Genomic DNA, 15742 nt, shown 5'->3' with positions numbered 1-15742 from the left:
GATCGCGCCCGGACGCATCCCATGTCCGCCATTTTACCGTGCATGACCCGGGCGCATGAGCCAGACATCGATCGAGCGGCTGAGGGAATATCTCGCGCAGCTCCCGCCGCAGTCGCAGGCGCTGCTGATGCGAGAGTTCGAGCGCGCGCTGGAGCGTGGCCAGGACACGGCTGTCGCGACCCTCGTGCTCGAGCAGTTGCGCAAGATCGTCCGCAAGAGCGAAGCCGACGAGGCCCCGCCGCCGCGCACGGACGATCTGTCGCGCCTGCTGTTCCAAGTGTTGGAACCATTCCTGGTCGAGGCGGGCGCCCCGATCCGGGTCGGACAAATCCGCCGCTCCTCGCTGCATCCGATTTGGCAATGGCTCGGCCGTGACGGCGCCCCGGACAAGGTGAACGAATTCGAGGCGGCGCTGGCCCGCATGCCGGCAGACAGTGCCGGACAGGTCGAGGCGCTGGCCTCAAAGCTCCGGGCGGTGGCTGCGGACGCCATCTTCGCGCTGACGGGGCCTGGCGGCGGCGACAAATCGCGCGCGCTCGCCCGTGTCGGCCCGCCCAACGTGATCGATGATCTCTATTCGATCGGTGCGGTGCTCCAGGTCCGGGAAGCCATCGCCGCCCTGAACGAGAAGTTGCCGCGCTTCCTGCGCGCCTTCGGCGATTCCCAGATCGCCTCGGTGACGTCAGCGCTCAACATTCCCGTTCTCCAGACCCCGCAGATGCTGCCCTTCGCGCTGTCGATGGTGGTGCAGCGCATGACCGCGCCGTGGCAGATCATCCGCCTCGCCATCAAGATTGCCGCGTCGGACGACGAGATCCGCGTCGCGGCAACGCCCTACGGTGTGGCCGTCACGATCGCACTGCATGATTTGTTCTGTGTTGCCGCGATCCTGCGCATGGACATCAAGCGCGGCCATTTCGACAATGTCGCCGGCAACCTCAAGGCGCTGCACGATGGCGTGCGCGGCCTGCGCACCGAGCTCGACCTGCGCAATGATTCCGCCTGGGGCAAGCAGTTGGTCTCGATCCGGGCCGACATCTCCAATGCGCTGCAATCCGAGATCGACAGCGTTCCCGGCCGCGTTCGCCGCATCCTGCGCCAGCGTGCGGAGAAGGACATTCCGCCGGGGGCGCGAATCGACAGCACCGAGGTCGAGGAAACCGTGGCGCTGATCGATTTCGTCGCGACCTGCCGCAACTATGCGAGCGAGCTTGCGATCAACGAGGTGACGCTGCGCACCTATTCCGACCTCCAGCAATATGTCGAACGCTCGACCGAGCAGCTGGTGCAGTCGCTGCGCGCCGCCGATCACAAGGTCCGCACCTATCGACAGCAGCAGGTGCAGGCCGCGATCCGCTTCTGCCAGGTGCTGTTCGGCGACGATTACGCCTCGCTGATGAGTCGTGCGGCAGAAAACGCGCTCACGGGCGAGCGCAAATCGTCGCGCGCAAGCTGATATAAGCGCATATTTTTGTGATCACAATTTGAGGTTGACGCTACCGGTGGCGAGCCCTACGGTCCCGTGCAAGTCCGGGGAATTTCTATTTGTGGGCGCATGAAACCCATTATCAGCTCCATCGAAATCGAGAACCGCGTCATCACTGCCAAATATCAACGACTGATGGTCGGCGCGAAGGTGGTGCTGGTCGAGAAGGCAAGCGGTCGGCAACTGCCGGAGACAGTCACCAGGGTCGCCTCGCCGGTTCCGGTGGGGGCGTTGCGCATCAGAATGCCCGCTGCAATCCGGCCCGGAACATACTTCCTGAAGGCCTTCAACGGGCACGGCGAGGATGCCGCACAAAGTGCGGACTTCGAGATCGGCTAAGCCGTTGGAGTTTCATCGTTTCGGGCCGCGCGCGGTCTCGCCGAATTGACAATTGTCAATTGCCGCCTCGTCCGGCCGTGGTGTAAAGCCACCTGTGGGCGCGGATCGTGCGCCGCCGGAAGCTTGCCAGATGACGCTGTGGTTCGTGTTCGCGCTGATGACGGTCGCGGCGATTTTCGCCGTGCTTCTGCCGCTCGGGCGCAGCGGACGCGTGCAAAATCAAGGCAGCGAGGTCGCGGTCTACAAGGACCAGTTGGCCGAGATCGAGCGTGATCTCGGCGCGGAACTGATCGCCGCTCCTGAAGCCGAGGCTGCCCGCGTCGAGATCAGCCGCAGGCTGCTCGCCGCGGCCGCCAGCGAACCCGCAACGGCGCCGAAATCGAGCCTCAAATGGCGCCGCGCCGCCGCCGTGCTGGCGCTTGGCGGTCTGCCGCTGGTTGCGATCGGCGTCTACGTGCCGCTCGGCTCGCCCAGGCTGCAGGACTTTCCCTTGGCGCAGCGCGAGCGCGGATCCGGGTCCGGCATGGCGCAATCGCTCGAGAACCTCGTCGTGCAGGTCGAGCAACATCTGGAAAAGAATCCGACCGACGGTCGCGGCTGGAACGTGCTCGCGCCGGTGCTGGAGCGGCTCGGCCGCTTCGACGATGCGGTGCGCGCCTATCGCAACTCGCTCACCTACAATGGCGAGAGCGCCGAGCGCCGGTCCGATCTCGGCGAGGCGCTCTCGGCCGCTGCCGGCGGCGTCGTGACCGCCGAGGCCAAGGCGGAATTCGAGCATGCGCGCGCGCTCAACGCCGACGATCCCAAGGCGAACTACTTCCTGGGGCTCGCCGCCGAGCAGGACGGCCGCAAGGACGATGCCGCCAATATCTGGCGCACGCTGCTTGCGAAGGCGCCGGCGGATGCGCCGTGGCGTCCTTTGGTGCAGTCTTCGCTGGCGCGGGTCGGCGGCGGCACGATGCCGGCGCTGTCGGATGAGACGATCGCAGCGTCCAAGGATATGGCCGAAGGCGATCGCAACGCGATGGTGCGCGGCATGGTCGAACGCCTCGCCACGCGCCTCAAGCAGAACGGCGATGACGTCGAGGGGTGGCTGCGCCTGGTGCGCGCCTATCTCGTGATGGGCGACCGTGGCAAGGCGGTGGGGGCATCGGCCGATGCCCGGCAGGCGGTCGCGAGCGATGCCGAGCGACTGCGCCAGCTCAATGAAGGCCTGAAGACACTCGGGCTCGGCGGATGACGATGTCGGGACGAGACGAGCGGAGAACGGATACGCCATGACGCGCAAGCAGCGACGTATGACCATCATCGGCGGCTCGCTCGCCGTGCTCGCGCTCGCGGCCGCGCTGGTGCTCAACGCGTTGCGCGACTCCATCGTGTTCTTCTCGACCCCGACCATGGTCGCCGAGAAGCACGTCGGGCCCGGCAAGCGGTTTCGCCTCGGCGGGCTGGTACAGCCCGGCTCGCTCCAGCGTGGCGACAATCTCGCGGTGACCTTCGAGGTCGCCGACGGCAACGCCAAGCTGCCGGTCGCCTACAAGGGCATCCTGCCCGACCTGTTCCGTGAAGGGCAGGGCGTCGTCGCCGAAGGTGCGCTCGACGCCAACGGCGTATTCAAGGCCGACACCGTGCTTGCCAAGCACGACGAAACCTACATGCCCAAGGACGTTGCCGATGCCCTGAAGAAGCAGGGGCACTGGAAGGACGATTACGACAGCAAGGCTTCGGGCGGCAGCAAACCTGCGGCCACGACCGCGCAGGGCAATCCGCAGGGAGCGGTGCGGTGATCGCAGAATCCGGACATTACGCGCTGGTGCTGGCGCTCGGGCTCGCACTGATCCAGTCCGTCGTGCCGTTGATCGGCGCCCGCCTGCGCGACGTTGCATTGATGAACGTAGCGCGCTCCACCGCGCTGGCGCAGCTGCTGTTCGTCGGCGCCTCGTTCACGGCGCTGGTGATGCTGCACGTGAACTCGGATTTCTCCGTCGCCAACGTCTACGAGAATTCCCACTCGATGAAGCCGCTGCTCTACAAGATCACCGGCGTGTGGGGAAACCATGAAGGCTCGATGCTGCTGTGGGTGTCGATCCTCGCCCTGTTCGGCGGGCTGGTCGCGGCTTTCGGCAACAATCTGCCGCTGTCGCTGCGTGCGCATGTGCTGGCCGTGCAGGCCTGGATCGCCAGCGCCTTCTATCTCTTCATCCTGGTGACTTCGAACCCGTTCCTGCGCATCGCCAATCCGCCGATCGAGGGGCGTGATCTCAATCCGGTGCTCCAGGATATCGGTCTCGCCGTGCATCCGCCGATGCTCTATCTCGGCTATGTCGGCTTCTCGATCTCGTTCTCCTTCGCCATCGCGGCGCTGATGGAGGGGCGGATCGACGCGGCCTGGGCGCGTTGGGTGCGGCCGTGGACGTTGGTCGCCTGGATCTTCCTGACCCTCGGCATCGCCATGGGCTCGTACTGGGCTTATTACGAGCTCGGCTGGGGCGGCTGGTGGTTTTGGGATCCCGTCGAGAACGCCTCGCTGATGCCGTGGCTTGCCGGCACGGCGCTGCTGCATTCGGCGCTGGTGATGGAGAAGCGCAACGCGCTGAAGGTCTGGACCATCTTGTTGTCGATCCTGACCTTCTCGCTATCGCTGCTCGGCACCTTCCTGGTGCGCTCGGGCGTCATCACCTCGGTGCACGCCTTCGCGACCGATCCGACCCGCGGCGTATTCATCCTGCTGATCCTCTGCCTGTTCATCGGCGGCAGCCTGTCGTTGTTCGCGGGCCGCGCCACTTCGTTGAAGCAGGGCGGCCTGTTCGCGCCGATCTCGCGCGAGGGCGCCTTGGTGCTGAACAATCTGCTGCTCACGGTCGCCTGCGCAGTCGTGCTGTTCGGCACGCTCTATCCGTTGGCGATGGAGATGCTGGCCGACTTCAAGATGTCGGTCGGCGCGCCCTTCTACGATCTCACCTTCGCTCCGCTGTTTGCCCTGTTGCTGCTCGCCGTTCCGTTCGGGCCGATGCTGGCGTGGAAGCGCGGCGATCTGCTCGGCGTGACACAGCGCCTGCTCGCGGCGGGCGTTGCCAGCCTCGTCGTCGTCGCCATCACCTGGGCCTGGGCGCGGGGCGGCAGCGCGCTGGCGCCGCTCGCGATCGGGCTCGGTGTCTTCGTCGTCGCCGGCGCGGTCACCGACATCGTCGAGCGCACGGGCCTGGTTCGCCTGCCGTTCGCAACGGTGCTGCACCGCTCGCGCGGACTGCCGCGCTCGGCCTGGGGCACCGCGCTCGCGCATGCCGGCCTCGGTGTCGCGCTGATCGGGATCGTCTGCGAGACCACCTGGAACAGTGAATATATCGCGACGATGAAGCAGAACGAGGTCGCTCACGTCGCCGGCTACGACGTGAAGCTCGACGGGCTGTTTCAGCGCCAGGGCCCGAACTACCGCGAGATGATCGCCGAGTTCAACGTCAGCCGCGACGGCGAGACGCTCAGCATCATGACGCCGTCCAAGCGCAGCTTCACCACCCGCGGCTCGTCGACCACCGAGGCGGCGCTGCTGACCCGCGGCGCGAGCCAGCTCTACATCTCGCTCGGTGACGCCACTGCCGGGGGCGCCATCGCGGTGCGCATCTATCACAAGCCGCTGGTGCTGCTGATCTGGTGGGGGCCGGTGCTGATGGCATTCGGCGGCGTGCTGTCGCTGTCCGACCGCCGCTTGCGGGTCGGTGCGCCGAAGCCGGCGCGGGCCAAGCAGCGCCTCCAGCCGGCGGAGTGATCCGATGCGCCGGATGTGGTTCGTGATCGTCGCGCTGATGTTGCTGGCCTGGCCGGCGGCGCACGCCGTGCAGCCTGACGAGATCATGTCGGATCCCGCCAAGGAGGCGCGCGCGCGCGACTTGTCGCGCGAGCTGCGCTGCATGGTCTGCCAGAACCAGTCGATCGATGATTCCGACGCGCCGCTCGCGCGCGATTTGCGACTGCTGGTGCGTGAGCGCATCGCCGCCGGAGACAGCAATTCGCAGGTGCTCGACTTCCTGGTCGCGCGCTATGGCGAGTTCGTGCTGCTGAAGCCGCGCTTCGAGCGGCAGACCATGCTGCTATGGCTGCTCGCGCCGCTTCTGCTGGTTGGCGGCGGCCTGGCGCTCTGGCTGCAAATCCGGCGCCGCGCGCGAAGCGGTGCAGATCTACCGGCGCCGCCGCTTTCGCCCGACGAGAAGGCGCGGCTCGCCGCATTGATGTCGGATGATGCCAAATCGTCCTAGCGTCCTGGCTGCGTCATGATGCGCAGGCCGCCGGTCGTCCCTGCGTGTTTCATGCTCTGTTGACCTTTGTCTGGAAACTTGTCGCGAGATTCGATTCCAGACTCTGAGTCCCCCAATGTTCGCGAATAGCAATCTGACGATCCGCTTCCTGGTCGGCGCCGTCGTCGCTGCATTATTGTTCCTGCTGGGCATCGGCGGCGGCACCGGATTCATCGCGGTGCTCTACCTCAACAACGAGATCACTAGCCTATCGTCGGACTTCGCCGCGCTGAGCGGTCCGGCGCGCGACCATGCGATGCAGATCTACCAGCAGGCGCAGACCGCCTTCTCCTATTTCCTGGTCGCCTGCGGCGTGATCGCGGTCGTCGCCGTCGCGATCTGCCTCACCACCTGGTTTGCCGTGCGCAACGGCATCCTCAATCCCTTGGCAGCGATCGTGCATGCCATGCGCGAGGTCGCCGATCAGAAATTCGAGACGCCGGTTCCGGGGCTCGGCGGCACCAACGAGATCGGCCTGCTCGCCAGTGCGCTGGAGGTTTTCAAGACCAATGGCCTCGAGCGGCGCCGCCTCACCGAGCGGCAGTTGCATGAGGCGCAGCACCAGGCCGAGCGGTCGACATTTTTGGACGCACGGATCAAGCGCTTCAACGATCTCGTCGCCAGCGTCGTCGACAGCGTGGCGTCCTCGGCCGTGCACCTGAAGAGCAACGCCGAGACGCTGTCGCGGACCGCCAACGACACCAGCACCAAGGCCAATGCGGTGGCAAGCGCCGCGAGCCAGGCCAGCGCCAGCGTCCAGACCGTTGCGGGCTCGGCCGAGGAGATGACCAATTCGATCGGCACGATCAGCCGCCGCGTCACCGATGCGACCCAGCGCGCCGAGGGCGCAGCGTCCCAGGCCGAGAAGAGCCGCGACACCATCCACACGCTGTCCGATGCGGCCGACAAGATCGGCGAGGTCGTGCAGCTCGTGCAGGCGATCGCCTCGCAGACCAACCTGCTGGCGCTCAATGCCACCATCGAGGCGGCGCGGGCGGGGGAGGCCGGCAAGGGATTTGCGGTGGTCGCGTCCGAGGTGAAGAGTTTGGCGCACCAGACCAGCAAGGCGACGGAGGAGATCACCTCGCATGTCGCCAGCATCCAGGGCATCACCGCACAGACGCGCGGCGCGATCGACGGCATTTCCAAGACGCTGTCGGAGATCTCGTCGATCATGTCCGGTATCGAGGTCGACACCGCCCAGCAGCGCAATGCCACGCAGGAAATCACGCGCAGCGCCCAGGATGCCGCGCACGGCACACTCGACGTCTCCAATCACATCGTCCAGATCACCTCGACCTCGGCCGAGACCGGGCGCATGGCCGCCGAGGCGCGTGATTCTGCGGTCGATCTGTCGCGGCAGGCCGAGACCTTGAAACGCGAGGTCGACGAGTTCATCGTCAGTGTCAGGGCAAGCTAAAATCGTCCGAGCAGGGTTCCACGGTCATCGCGGGAACTCGATTAAGTTCCTGTAGAACCGCGATTTTCGGGCTGCGCTAAACTGCCGCATCCGCGCCGCCGCTTCATTACGAAAGTTTAACCCCGCCGCCAGCGCACGGTAAGGCGGGAGCCCCCATGTTCAGGACCGTAAGGTGCCGCTATCCGGCGCCAAATGAATTTCAAGGCCCTGGAGATCTCTGCATGACCGACCGTCCCGACCTCTCGAATCTTCCGTCCTACCGGCAGCCGCGCCGGTCGGTGTTCTCCGCGCGCAAGATCGCGCTGATGGCCTCGGTCGTCGCCGGTCTCGGCGCGGCCGTCTATGGCTTCAGCCCGTCGACCTCGCCGGCGGACCTGTTCTCTAGCCCGGCGCATGCGCAGGTCAACCAAGAGGTTCGGAAGGTCGAGCGTCCGATCGGCTTCGCCGACATCGTCGAGCGCGTGAAGCCGTCGGTGATCTCGGTGAAGGTCAACATCAAGGAGAAGACCGCGAGCAACGATGACGGCGATGATTCCTCCTCGCCGTTCCAGCCGGGCTCGCCGATGGAGCGCTTCTTCCGCCGCTTCGGCGGTCCGGATGGTTTCCCGGGCCTGAAGGGCGGCCGTGGCCGCGTCGTGCAGGGCCAGGGCTCCGGCTTCTTCATCTCGCCCGACGGCTATGCTGTGACCAACAACCACGTGGTCGACGGAGCCGACAAGGTCGAGGTCACCACCGACGAGGGCAAGACCTACACTGCCAAGGTGATCGGCACCGACCAGCGCACCGACCTCGCCCTGATCAAGGTCGAGGGCAGCTCGAACTTCCCGTTCGCCAAGCTTGCGGATAGCAAGCCGCGGATCGGCGACTGGGTGCTCGCGGTCGGCAACCCCTTCGGTCTCGGTGGCACCGTGACCGCAGGTATCGTCTCGGCCAGCGGCCGCGATATCGGCAACGGTCCCTATGATGATTTCATCCAGATCGATGCTCCCGTGAACAAGGGCAATTCGGGCGGTCCGGCCTTCGACACCAACGGCGAGGTGATGGGCGTCAACACCGCGATCTATTCGCCCTCGGGCGGCAGCGTCGGCATCGCGTTCTCGATTCCCGCCAACACCGTCAAGAGCGTGGTGGCCCAGCTCAAGGACAAGGGCTCGGTCAGCCGCGGTTGGATCGGCGTGCAGATCCAGCCGGTGACGTCTGACATCGCCGACAGCCTCGGCATGAAGAAGGCCGAAGGCGCGCTGGTGGCGGAGCCGCAGGCGAACGGTCCGGCGGCGAAGGCCGGCATCGAGTCCGGTGACGTGATCACCTCGGTCAACGGCGAATCCGTCAAGGACGCCCGCGAGCTCGCCCGCACCATCGGCGGCATGGCACCCGGCGCGACCGTGAAGCTCAACGTGCTGCACAAGGGCCAGGACAAGGTCGTGAACCTCACCCTCGGCCAGCTGCCGAACACGGTCGAGGCCAAGGCCGACAACGACAATGACAAAGGCAAGGGTGCGAGCCGCGGCACCGACGTTCCCAAGCTCGGCATGACCGTTGCGCCCGCCAATTCCGTGGCCGGTGCCGGCAAGGAAGGCGTCGTGGTCACCGAAGTCGATCCGAAGAGCGCCGCGGCCGAACGCGGCTTCAAGGAAGGCGACGTGATTCTCGAAGTTGGCGGCAAGAGCGTGAGCACCGCCGGCGAAGTCCGCGACGCCATCAACACGGCGCGGACCGACAACAAGAACAGCGTCCTGATGCGCGTCAAGAGCGGCGGCCAGTCGCGCTTCGTCGCCGTGCCCATCGCCAAGGGCTAACAAGGGCTGAAGCCTCAGGAGGCCTACCAGATGAAGGGTGTCGCCGGCATCAGTCGCCCCCGCCGCCGGCGCCCTTCGGGGGAGCAGCGCAACGTTTGCTTCCCTCATCTACCTTCCGGTGGAATTACGCCCCCCTCCGTCGGAAGGCCTAGGGCGGTGAAGTCCCCCCAGCTTCACCGCCCGCCTTTTCCCGATCCGAGATCGTTCCGCTTCGGCTTGCATGCGATTGCCGCTCGCGCCATGTTTAGAGAAGGTTCACTCCCTTGACCGCCGCCGAACGCACGATGCGCCTCCTCATCATCGAAGACGACCGCGAATCCGCCGACTATCTCGTGAAGGCGTTTCGCGAAGTCGGACACATTGCCGATCACGCCGCCGACGGCGAGGAAGGCCTCGCCATGGCCGAGAACGGCGATTACGACGTGCTGGTGGTCGACCGCATGCTGCCCAAGCGCGACGGCCTGTCGCTGATCGGTGGGCTGCGCGAGAAGGGCACCACCACGCCGGTGCTGATTCTCTCCGCGCTGGGGCAGGTCGACGACCGCATCAAGGGCCTGCGCGCCGGCGGCGACGATTATCTGCCAAAGCCCTATTCCTTCGCCGAACTGCTGGCCCGCGTGGAGGTGCTGTCGCGCCGCCGCGGCGGCCCGGCCGAGGACACGCTCTACCGCGTCGGCGATCTCGAGCTCGATCGGTTGTCCCACCGCGTCGCCCGTGGCAAGGACGAGCTGACGCTCCAGCCGCGCGAATTCCGCCTGCTCGAATACCTCATGAAGCACGCCGGCCAGGTGGTGACGCGCACCATGCTGCTCGAGAACGTCTGGGACTATCATTTCGATCCGCAGACCAACGTGATCGACGTGCACATTTCGCGGCTCCGCTCCAAGATCGACAAGGGTTTCGAGCGCCCGCTGCTGCACACGATCCGGGGCGCGGGGTACATGATCCGTGACGGCATTCGGTAAACTCGTCCGCACCACGGCGTTCCGGCTGACGCTGGTCTATCTGCTGCTGTTCGCGATGTTCGCGGCCTCGCTGCTCGGCTATTTCGCCTGGAATACGCGGCGACTGATCACCGAGGAGATCACGCAGACGGTGAATGCCGAGACCTCGGAGATGAACGAGATCTACGGCCGTGGCGGCATGTTTCGCCTGGTGCGGACGATCGAATATCGGGCGCTGCGCCCGGGCGCGAACCTCTACCTCGTGACTACGCCGACCGGGCAGGCGATCGCCGGCAATGTCGGCTCGCTCGCGCCCGGCGTGATGGCGACGCGCGGCTGGTCGGAGACCGCCTATCGGCGGATCGAGGATGCCGATGAGCGCGACCATCGCGCGCTCGTTCGCGTCACCGAATTGGAGAACGGCTTCCGCCTCCTGATCGGCCGCGACCTCGACGAGAGGCGTCGCCTGTTCGGCATCGTCGCCAAGGCCGCACAATGGTCGATCCTGATCGTCGTGGTGCTCGGCCTCGGCGGCGGCATCTTCGTGGCGCGACGTGTCTTGACGCGCATCGACGCGATGAGCGGTACGGCGCATCGCATCATGATCGGCGATCTCAGTGAACGCCTGCCGGTAGGGCGCAGCGGCGACGAGCTCGACCGCCTCGCCGAAAACCTCAACGCCATGCTGGAGCGGATCGAGGCGCTGATGGCGGGGCTGAAGGAAGTCTCGGACAACATCGCGCACGACCTCAAGACGCCGCTGACGCGCTTGCGCAACCGCGCCGAGGAGGCCCTGGCGAAATCGGGCTGCGAGGCGGACTACCGCGCTGCGCTGGAGCGCACCATCGAGGAATCCGACGGGTTGATCCGCACCTTCAACGCGCTCTTGATGATCGCGCGTGCCGAGTCCGGGCAGGCGCGCGGCAACATGGACGATTTCGACGCGGCCGAGGTCGCGGGTGGCATCCATGAGCTCTACGAACCACTTGCCGAAGATGACGGCATGACCCTGAAGGTCAAGGCCGAGCCGACGCCGGTTCACGCCAATCGCGAACTGATCAGCCAGGCGCTCGCCAATCTCGTCGAGAACGCGATCAAATACGGCAAGCCGGCGGCTCAGGCCGCGGGAACTGTGGTCAGCATGGACGCCAGGCAAATCACGATCGAGGCGAGGCGCGAAGGCGACCAGGTGCTGCTCAGCGTCACCGACCGTGGTCCGGGGATCCCCGAAGCGGATCGCAAGCACGTCGTCGAGCGATTCGTGCGGCTGGAGGCCAGCCGCACGCTGCCAGGCTCCGGCCTCGGCCTCAGCCTTGCCTCGGCGGTTGCGACATTGCATGGCGGCGAATTGCGCTTGGGCGATGCCCATCCCGGTCTCGTCGCCACGCTGGTGCTGCCGGCGCGCGCGGGCGCCGGCAGCAGGGTTGCTCCGCCAATACAGGATGTGCCACAGAAGGTGGCATGAACCACTCCGCGCCGGGAAACGCGGACCAGCATGGTGAGAGTCTCGCGGCACGCTTCGCCGAGGCTCCCTATGTTGCCGCTTCCACAACCGACGAAAGACGTTTTGGGAATTGGCTGGCCGAGCTCGAGCCGGCGCAATCGGCCCGTCTCGAATCCCTGCTGGTTCACCCCTTCGCCCGGGATATTTTGACCGGCATCGCGGAATTCTCGCCCTATCTGTTCGATCTGGTGCGCGCCGATCCCGTGCGCCTGATCCGGCTGCTCGAATGCGATCCGGATGTGCATCTGGCCGCGCTGATGGCGGAAGCGAGGGGGGCGGTGCTCGCGGCGCCGGATGAGCCCGAGGTGATGCGCCTGCTTCGCCGCATGAAGGCGGAGGCAGCGCTGCTGACCGCGCTGTGCGATATCGGCGGCGTCTGGCCGGTGATGCGGGTGACGGCGGCGCTGACTGATGTCGCGGTGTTCTCGGTCCAGGCGGCGCTCCAATACCTGCTGCGACAGGAAGCCGCACGCGGCAAGCTCTCACCGCCCGATCCCGAGACGCCCGAACAAGGCTGCGGACTGATCGTGCTCGCGATGGGCAAGATGGGTGCGGGCGAGCTGAACTATTCCAGCGACATCGATCTCATCGTGTTCTTCGATCCCGATGCGACGACGCTCGCGCCCGATATCGAGCCGCAGCCGTTCTTCGTCCGCGTCACGCAAGGCATGGCGCGCATCCTCCAGCAGCGCACCTATGATGGTTATGTGTTTCGCGTCGATCTGCGCCTGCGGCCCGATCCGTCCTCGACGCAGGTAGCAATCTCCCGTGACGCCGCGCTGAACTATTACGAGCGGGAAGGGCGCACCTGGGAGCGCGCCGCGATGATCAAGGCGCGCGCCTGCGCCGGCGATGCCAACGCGGGTGAAGCGCTTCTGGCGGAGATCGCGCCCTTTGTCTGGCGCAAGCATCTCGACTTCGCCGCGCTCGCCGACGTGCATGACATGAAGCGGCAGATGCAGACCTATCGCGGCCAGAGCGAGGTCGCCGTCGAAGGCCACAACGTCAAGGTCGGGCGCGGCGGTATCCGCGAGATCGAGTTCTTCGCGCAGACGCAGCAGTTGATTGCGGGCGGCCGCCATCCGGAATTGCGGGTGCGGCCGACGCTCAAAGCGCTCGATGTGCTCGCCTCCAGCAACTGGATCACCTTTGCGGCGCGCGACGAGCTCACCACGGCCTACGAATTCCTGCGCCGGGTCGAGCACCGTCTGCAGATGATCGCCGACGAGCAGACCCATACGCTGCCCGAGGACAAGGAAGCCGTCGAGCGCTTCGCCTGGTTCTTCGGCTATCCGGATCGAGAGGCCTTTGCACGCGACCTGTTGCGGCAGCTCGAAATCGTTCAGGGACACTACGAAAAACTGTTCGAGGGCGACGATCCGACCGGGACAGACAAACTGCTGCCGACGCTCGACTACAGTGCCGGTCCCGACGATCCGCGCTTGCTTCAGCACCTGGTGACGCTCGGCTTCAAGAAGCCGGCTGCCGTCGCGCAGACGGTACGCGACTGGATCACCGGCGATTATCGCGTGTTCCGCAATGAAGCAACGCGCAGCGCCTTCATCGAGTTCGTGCCGGCCCTGATCGACGGTCTTGCCCATGCCGAGGAATCGGATCGCGCGGTGGTGGCGTTCGATCAGTTCCTGGGGGCGCTCCAGCGCGGCGGCCGGCTGATCACGCTGCTCGGCCAGAACCGTGAGCTCGTCGCGCTGGTGGCGCTGGTGCTGGGCGCGGCGCCCCGGCTCGGCGAGATGCTGGCGCGGCAGCCGCAGCTCATGGACGGTCTGATCGATCCGCGCTTCTTCGGCGCCATGCCCGACAGGCAGGAATTGTCGGGACGGCTTGCGACGACCGTGCAGGACGCGGGCTCCTACGAAGAGTTTCTCGATCGCCTGCGCCTGTTCGGGCAGGAGAGCCTGTTCCTGATCGGCACGCGCATCCTGTCCGGCACGGTCTCGGCGCAGCAGGCGAGCACCGCTTTTGCCGACGTCGCCGAAGGTGTCGTCCACACCGTGCATGGTCTCGTCGCCGATCGCTTTGCCGCCCAGCATGGCCGCATCAGGGATCAGCAGACCGCGATCATCGCGATGGGCCGGCTCGGCAGCCGCGAGATGACCGCCTCGTCCGATCTTGACCTGATCCTGCTCTACGATTTCGACAGCGACAATCCGGACTCCGACGGGGCGAAATCGCTGCAGGGTGCTCACTATTTCGCCCGCTTCACCCAGCGCCTGATCAGCGCCTTCACGACCCGCACCAATTACGGCGTGCTCTATGAGATCGACATGCGGCTGCGTCCGTCGGGACGCGCCGGTCCCGTGGCCTCGAGCCTCACTTCGTTCGCGGACTACCAGGCCAACGAGGCCTGGACCTGGGAGCACATGGCGCTGACGCGCGCCCGCGTGGTGTCGGCGTCGCCTGAATTCCGGATGCGGATCGAGCGCGTCATCCGCGACGTCCTGACCCGCCGCCGCGATCCCGCAATCACCACCCACGACGTTGCCGACATGCGGCGCGCGATCGCTCAGGAGAAGGGCGAGGCCGATTGCTGGGATCTCAAACATGCCGCCGGCGGCATGGTCGATATCGATTTCATTGCACAATACCTCCAGCTCGTGCATGCCCACGGCAAGCCGGAGATTCTCGACGTCAGCACCCTGCAGGTGCTGGAAAATGCATGCAGGCTCGGCGTGCTCGCGCAATCGGAGACCGAGATATTGCGTGCGGCGGCGCGGCTCTATCACGACCTGACGCAGATCTTGCGGCTTTGCGTCAGCGAGCGCTTCAAGCCGGAAACCGCCGGCACAGACCTCCTGCGCGTGATGGCGCGCGCTGGCGACGCGCCGGACTTCTCGTCGCTGGAGGCGCGTGTGAAGGAAACGCAGAGCGAGGTGCGGCGCGTGTTCAGAGCGCTGCTGGAAGGGACGTCGCCTGCTTCAGCGAGGTGAGGGCCTCGCGCACGTTTGGCTCGAGCCCCACTCCACCCGCATCGAGATGGACGAAGATCGCGCGCTTCATGCGGGGATCCCAGAACTTCTTGATGTGTTCGGCAATGCCAGGCACGGCCTTGTCATGGCCCTGGCTCTGGAAGAACTTGCCGATCTGGTTGGCCATGTAGATCAGGCGGTCAGGCGACATCGGCAACCTCCGTGGCATGGCGGGCGACGACCCGGTCACCATGCGAAAACACTTCGAACCCGTCCTGGCGGGTAATGGCAATCAGTGTGATGCCGGCGGCTTCTGCCGTGCGTACCGCGAGCGCGGTCGGCGCGGATACGGCGACCATCACGGGGGCGCCGATCGCGGCCGTCTTCTGCACCATCTCCACCGAGACGCGGCTCGTCAGCAGCACCATGCCGCCGCACGCATCCGTGCGGCTGCGCGCTAGCGCCCCGGCGAGCTTGTCCAGCGCGTTGTGGCGGCCGACATCCTCGCGCAGCGCGACGATGCCCCCGGCGGCGGACCAGAACGCGGCGGCGTGAACGGCGCGGGTTTGCAGATTGATCGATTGCAACGGCGCGATGGCCTGCATCGCCGCCATGATTTCATCCGGCGCAAAGCTCTGCCCCTGCGGCACCACGGCCGCCGGCCGTACCGCCTCGGCAATGGACTCGATGCCGCAGATGCCGCAACCGGTCGGGCCCGCGATGTGGCGACGACGCTCGCTGATGCGCGCGGCGTCTTCCGATGCCAGCCACATGCGCAGCTCGATGCCGTCGTCGAGGCGGACCACTTCGAGCGAGCGAATGTCGTCGACCGATCCGACGATGCCTTCGCTTACGCTGAAGCCGACCGCAAAATCTTCCAGATTCTGCGGCGTCCCCATCATGACGGCGTAGGTGCCGCCGTTATAGGTCAGCGCCAGCGGCGTCTCCTCCGGGATCAGCCGCGCCCCTTCGGACGCGGCACCGTCGCGCCAGCTGTTGCGATCGATGGCCTGGACGGGCACGTGCATGCG

Annotated in this window: 13 protein-coding genes; 11 read left to right on the top strand and 2 right to left on the bottom strand. The window is 66.1% G+C overall.

From position 1 onward, the window contains the following. Nucleotides 1-55: 55 nt before the first annotated feature. The 11 genes from AAE027_RS00255 to AAE027_RS00205 all read left to right on the top strand — a co-directional run bounded on the left by AAE027_RS00255 (nucleotide 56) and on the right by AAE027_RS00205 (nucleotide 14732). Entirely contained in the window at nucleotides 56-1456 is a 1401-nt protein-coding gene (locus tag AAE027_RS00255) for a hypothetical protein (protein WP_370985287.1), read from the top strand. 99 nt (nucleotides 1457-1555) lie between these two features. Next, nucleotides 1556-1825 (top strand): hypothetical protein, encoded by a 270-nt coding sequence (locus tag AAE027_RS00250; RefSeq protein WP_091890965.1) that lies wholly within the window; start codon nucleotides 1556-1558, stop codon nucleotides 1823-1825. 130 nt (nucleotides 1826-1955) lie between these two features. Continuing rightward, nucleotides 1956-3065: a c-type cytochrome biogenesis protein CcmI gene (gene ccmI, locus AAE027_RS00245; protein WP_370985288.1), complete on the top strand. Its 1110-nt coding sequence runs from the start codon at nucleotides 1956-1958 to the stop codon at nucleotides 3063-3065. Nucleotides 3066-3102: 37 nt separating this feature from the next. Then, on the top strand, nucleotides 3103-3612 hold the full coding sequence (ccmE, locus tag AAE027_RS00240) for a cytochrome c maturation protein CcmE (protein WP_370985289.1): 510 nt from the start codon (nucleotides 3103-3105) through the stop codon (nucleotides 3610-3612). Beyond that, nucleotides 3609-5591 (top strand): heme lyase CcmF/NrfE family subunit, encoded by a 1983-nt coding sequence (locus tag AAE027_RS00235; protein ID WP_370985290.1) that lies wholly within the window; start codon nucleotides 3609-3611, stop codon nucleotides 5589-5591. Before ccmE ends, AAE027_RS00235 begins: the two co-directional genes overlap by 4 nt. Nucleotides 5592-5595: 4 nt before the next feature. Further along, nucleotides 5596-6078, top strand: coding sequence for a cytochrome c-type biogenesis protein (locus tag AAE027_RS00230; RefSeq protein WP_128946278.1), 483 nt, complete (start codon nucleotides 5596-5598; stop codon nucleotides 6076-6078). Nucleotides 6079-6193: 115 nt separating this feature from the next. Beyond that, nucleotides 6194-7537, top strand: a complete 1344-nt coding sequence (locus tag AAE027_RS00225) for a methyl-accepting chemotaxis protein (protein WP_370985292.1) — start codon at nucleotides 6194-6196, stop codon at nucleotides 7535-7537. A gap of 221 nt (nucleotides 7538-7758) precedes the next feature. Further along, nucleotides 7759-9336, top strand: coding sequence for a Do family serine endopeptidase (locus AAE027_RS00220; RefSeq protein WP_370985293.1), 1578 nt, complete (start codon nucleotides 7759-7761; stop codon nucleotides 9334-9336). 284 nt (nucleotides 9337-9620) lie between these two features. Further along, nucleotides 9621-10301 carry a response regulator transcription factor gene (locus tag AAE027_RS00215; protein WP_091891039.1) on the top strand — a complete coding sequence of 227 codons (681 nt, stop codon included), beginning with the start codon at nucleotides 9621-9623 and terminating at the stop codon, nucleotides 10299-10301. Continuing rightward, nucleotides 10285-11745 carry a sensor histidine kinase gene (locus AAE027_RS00210; protein WP_091890985.1) on the top strand — a complete coding sequence of 487 codons (1461 nt, stop codon included), beginning with the start codon at nucleotides 10285-10287 and terminating at the stop codon, nucleotides 11743-11745. The genes AAE027_RS00215 and AAE027_RS00210 overlap by 17 nt, the downstream gene beginning before the upstream one ends. After that, a complete protein-coding gene (locus AAE027_RS00205; protein ID WP_370985294.1) occupies nucleotides 11742-14732 on the top strand; it encodes a bifunctional [glutamine synthetase] adenylyltransferase/[glutamine synthetase]-adenylyl-L-tyrosine phosphorylase in 2991 nt (996 codons plus the stop codon). The genes AAE027_RS00210 and AAE027_RS00205 overlap by 4 nt, the downstream gene beginning before the upstream one ends. Here AAE027_RS00205 and AAE027_RS00200 read toward each other — a convergent pair. Next, a complete protein-coding gene (locus AAE027_RS00200; protein WP_370985295.1) occupies nucleotides 14689-14922 on the bottom strand; it encodes a formate dehydrogenase subunit delta in 234 nt (77 codons plus the stop codon). The two genes, AAE027_RS00205 and AAE027_RS00200, sit on opposite strands and share 44 nt — an antisense overlap. After that, a complete protein-coding gene (fdhD, locus tag AAE027_RS00195) occupies nucleotides 14912-15739 on the bottom strand; it encodes a formate dehydrogenase accessory sulfurtransferase FdhD (protein ID WP_370985480.1) in 828 nt (275 codons plus the stop codon). The genes AAE027_RS00200 and fdhD overlap by 11 nt, the downstream gene beginning before the upstream one ends. Nucleotides 15740-15742 lie beyond the last annotated feature (3 nt).

This window comes from Bradyrhizobium sp. DN3 (assembly GCF_041357655.1).
GTDB lineage: Bacteria > Pseudomonadota > Alphaproteobacteria > Rhizobiales > Xanthobacteraceae > Bradyrhizobium.
The sequence above is the reverse complement of the archived record's forward strand: the minus strand, read 5'-3'. Positions and strand labels throughout refer to the sequence as shown.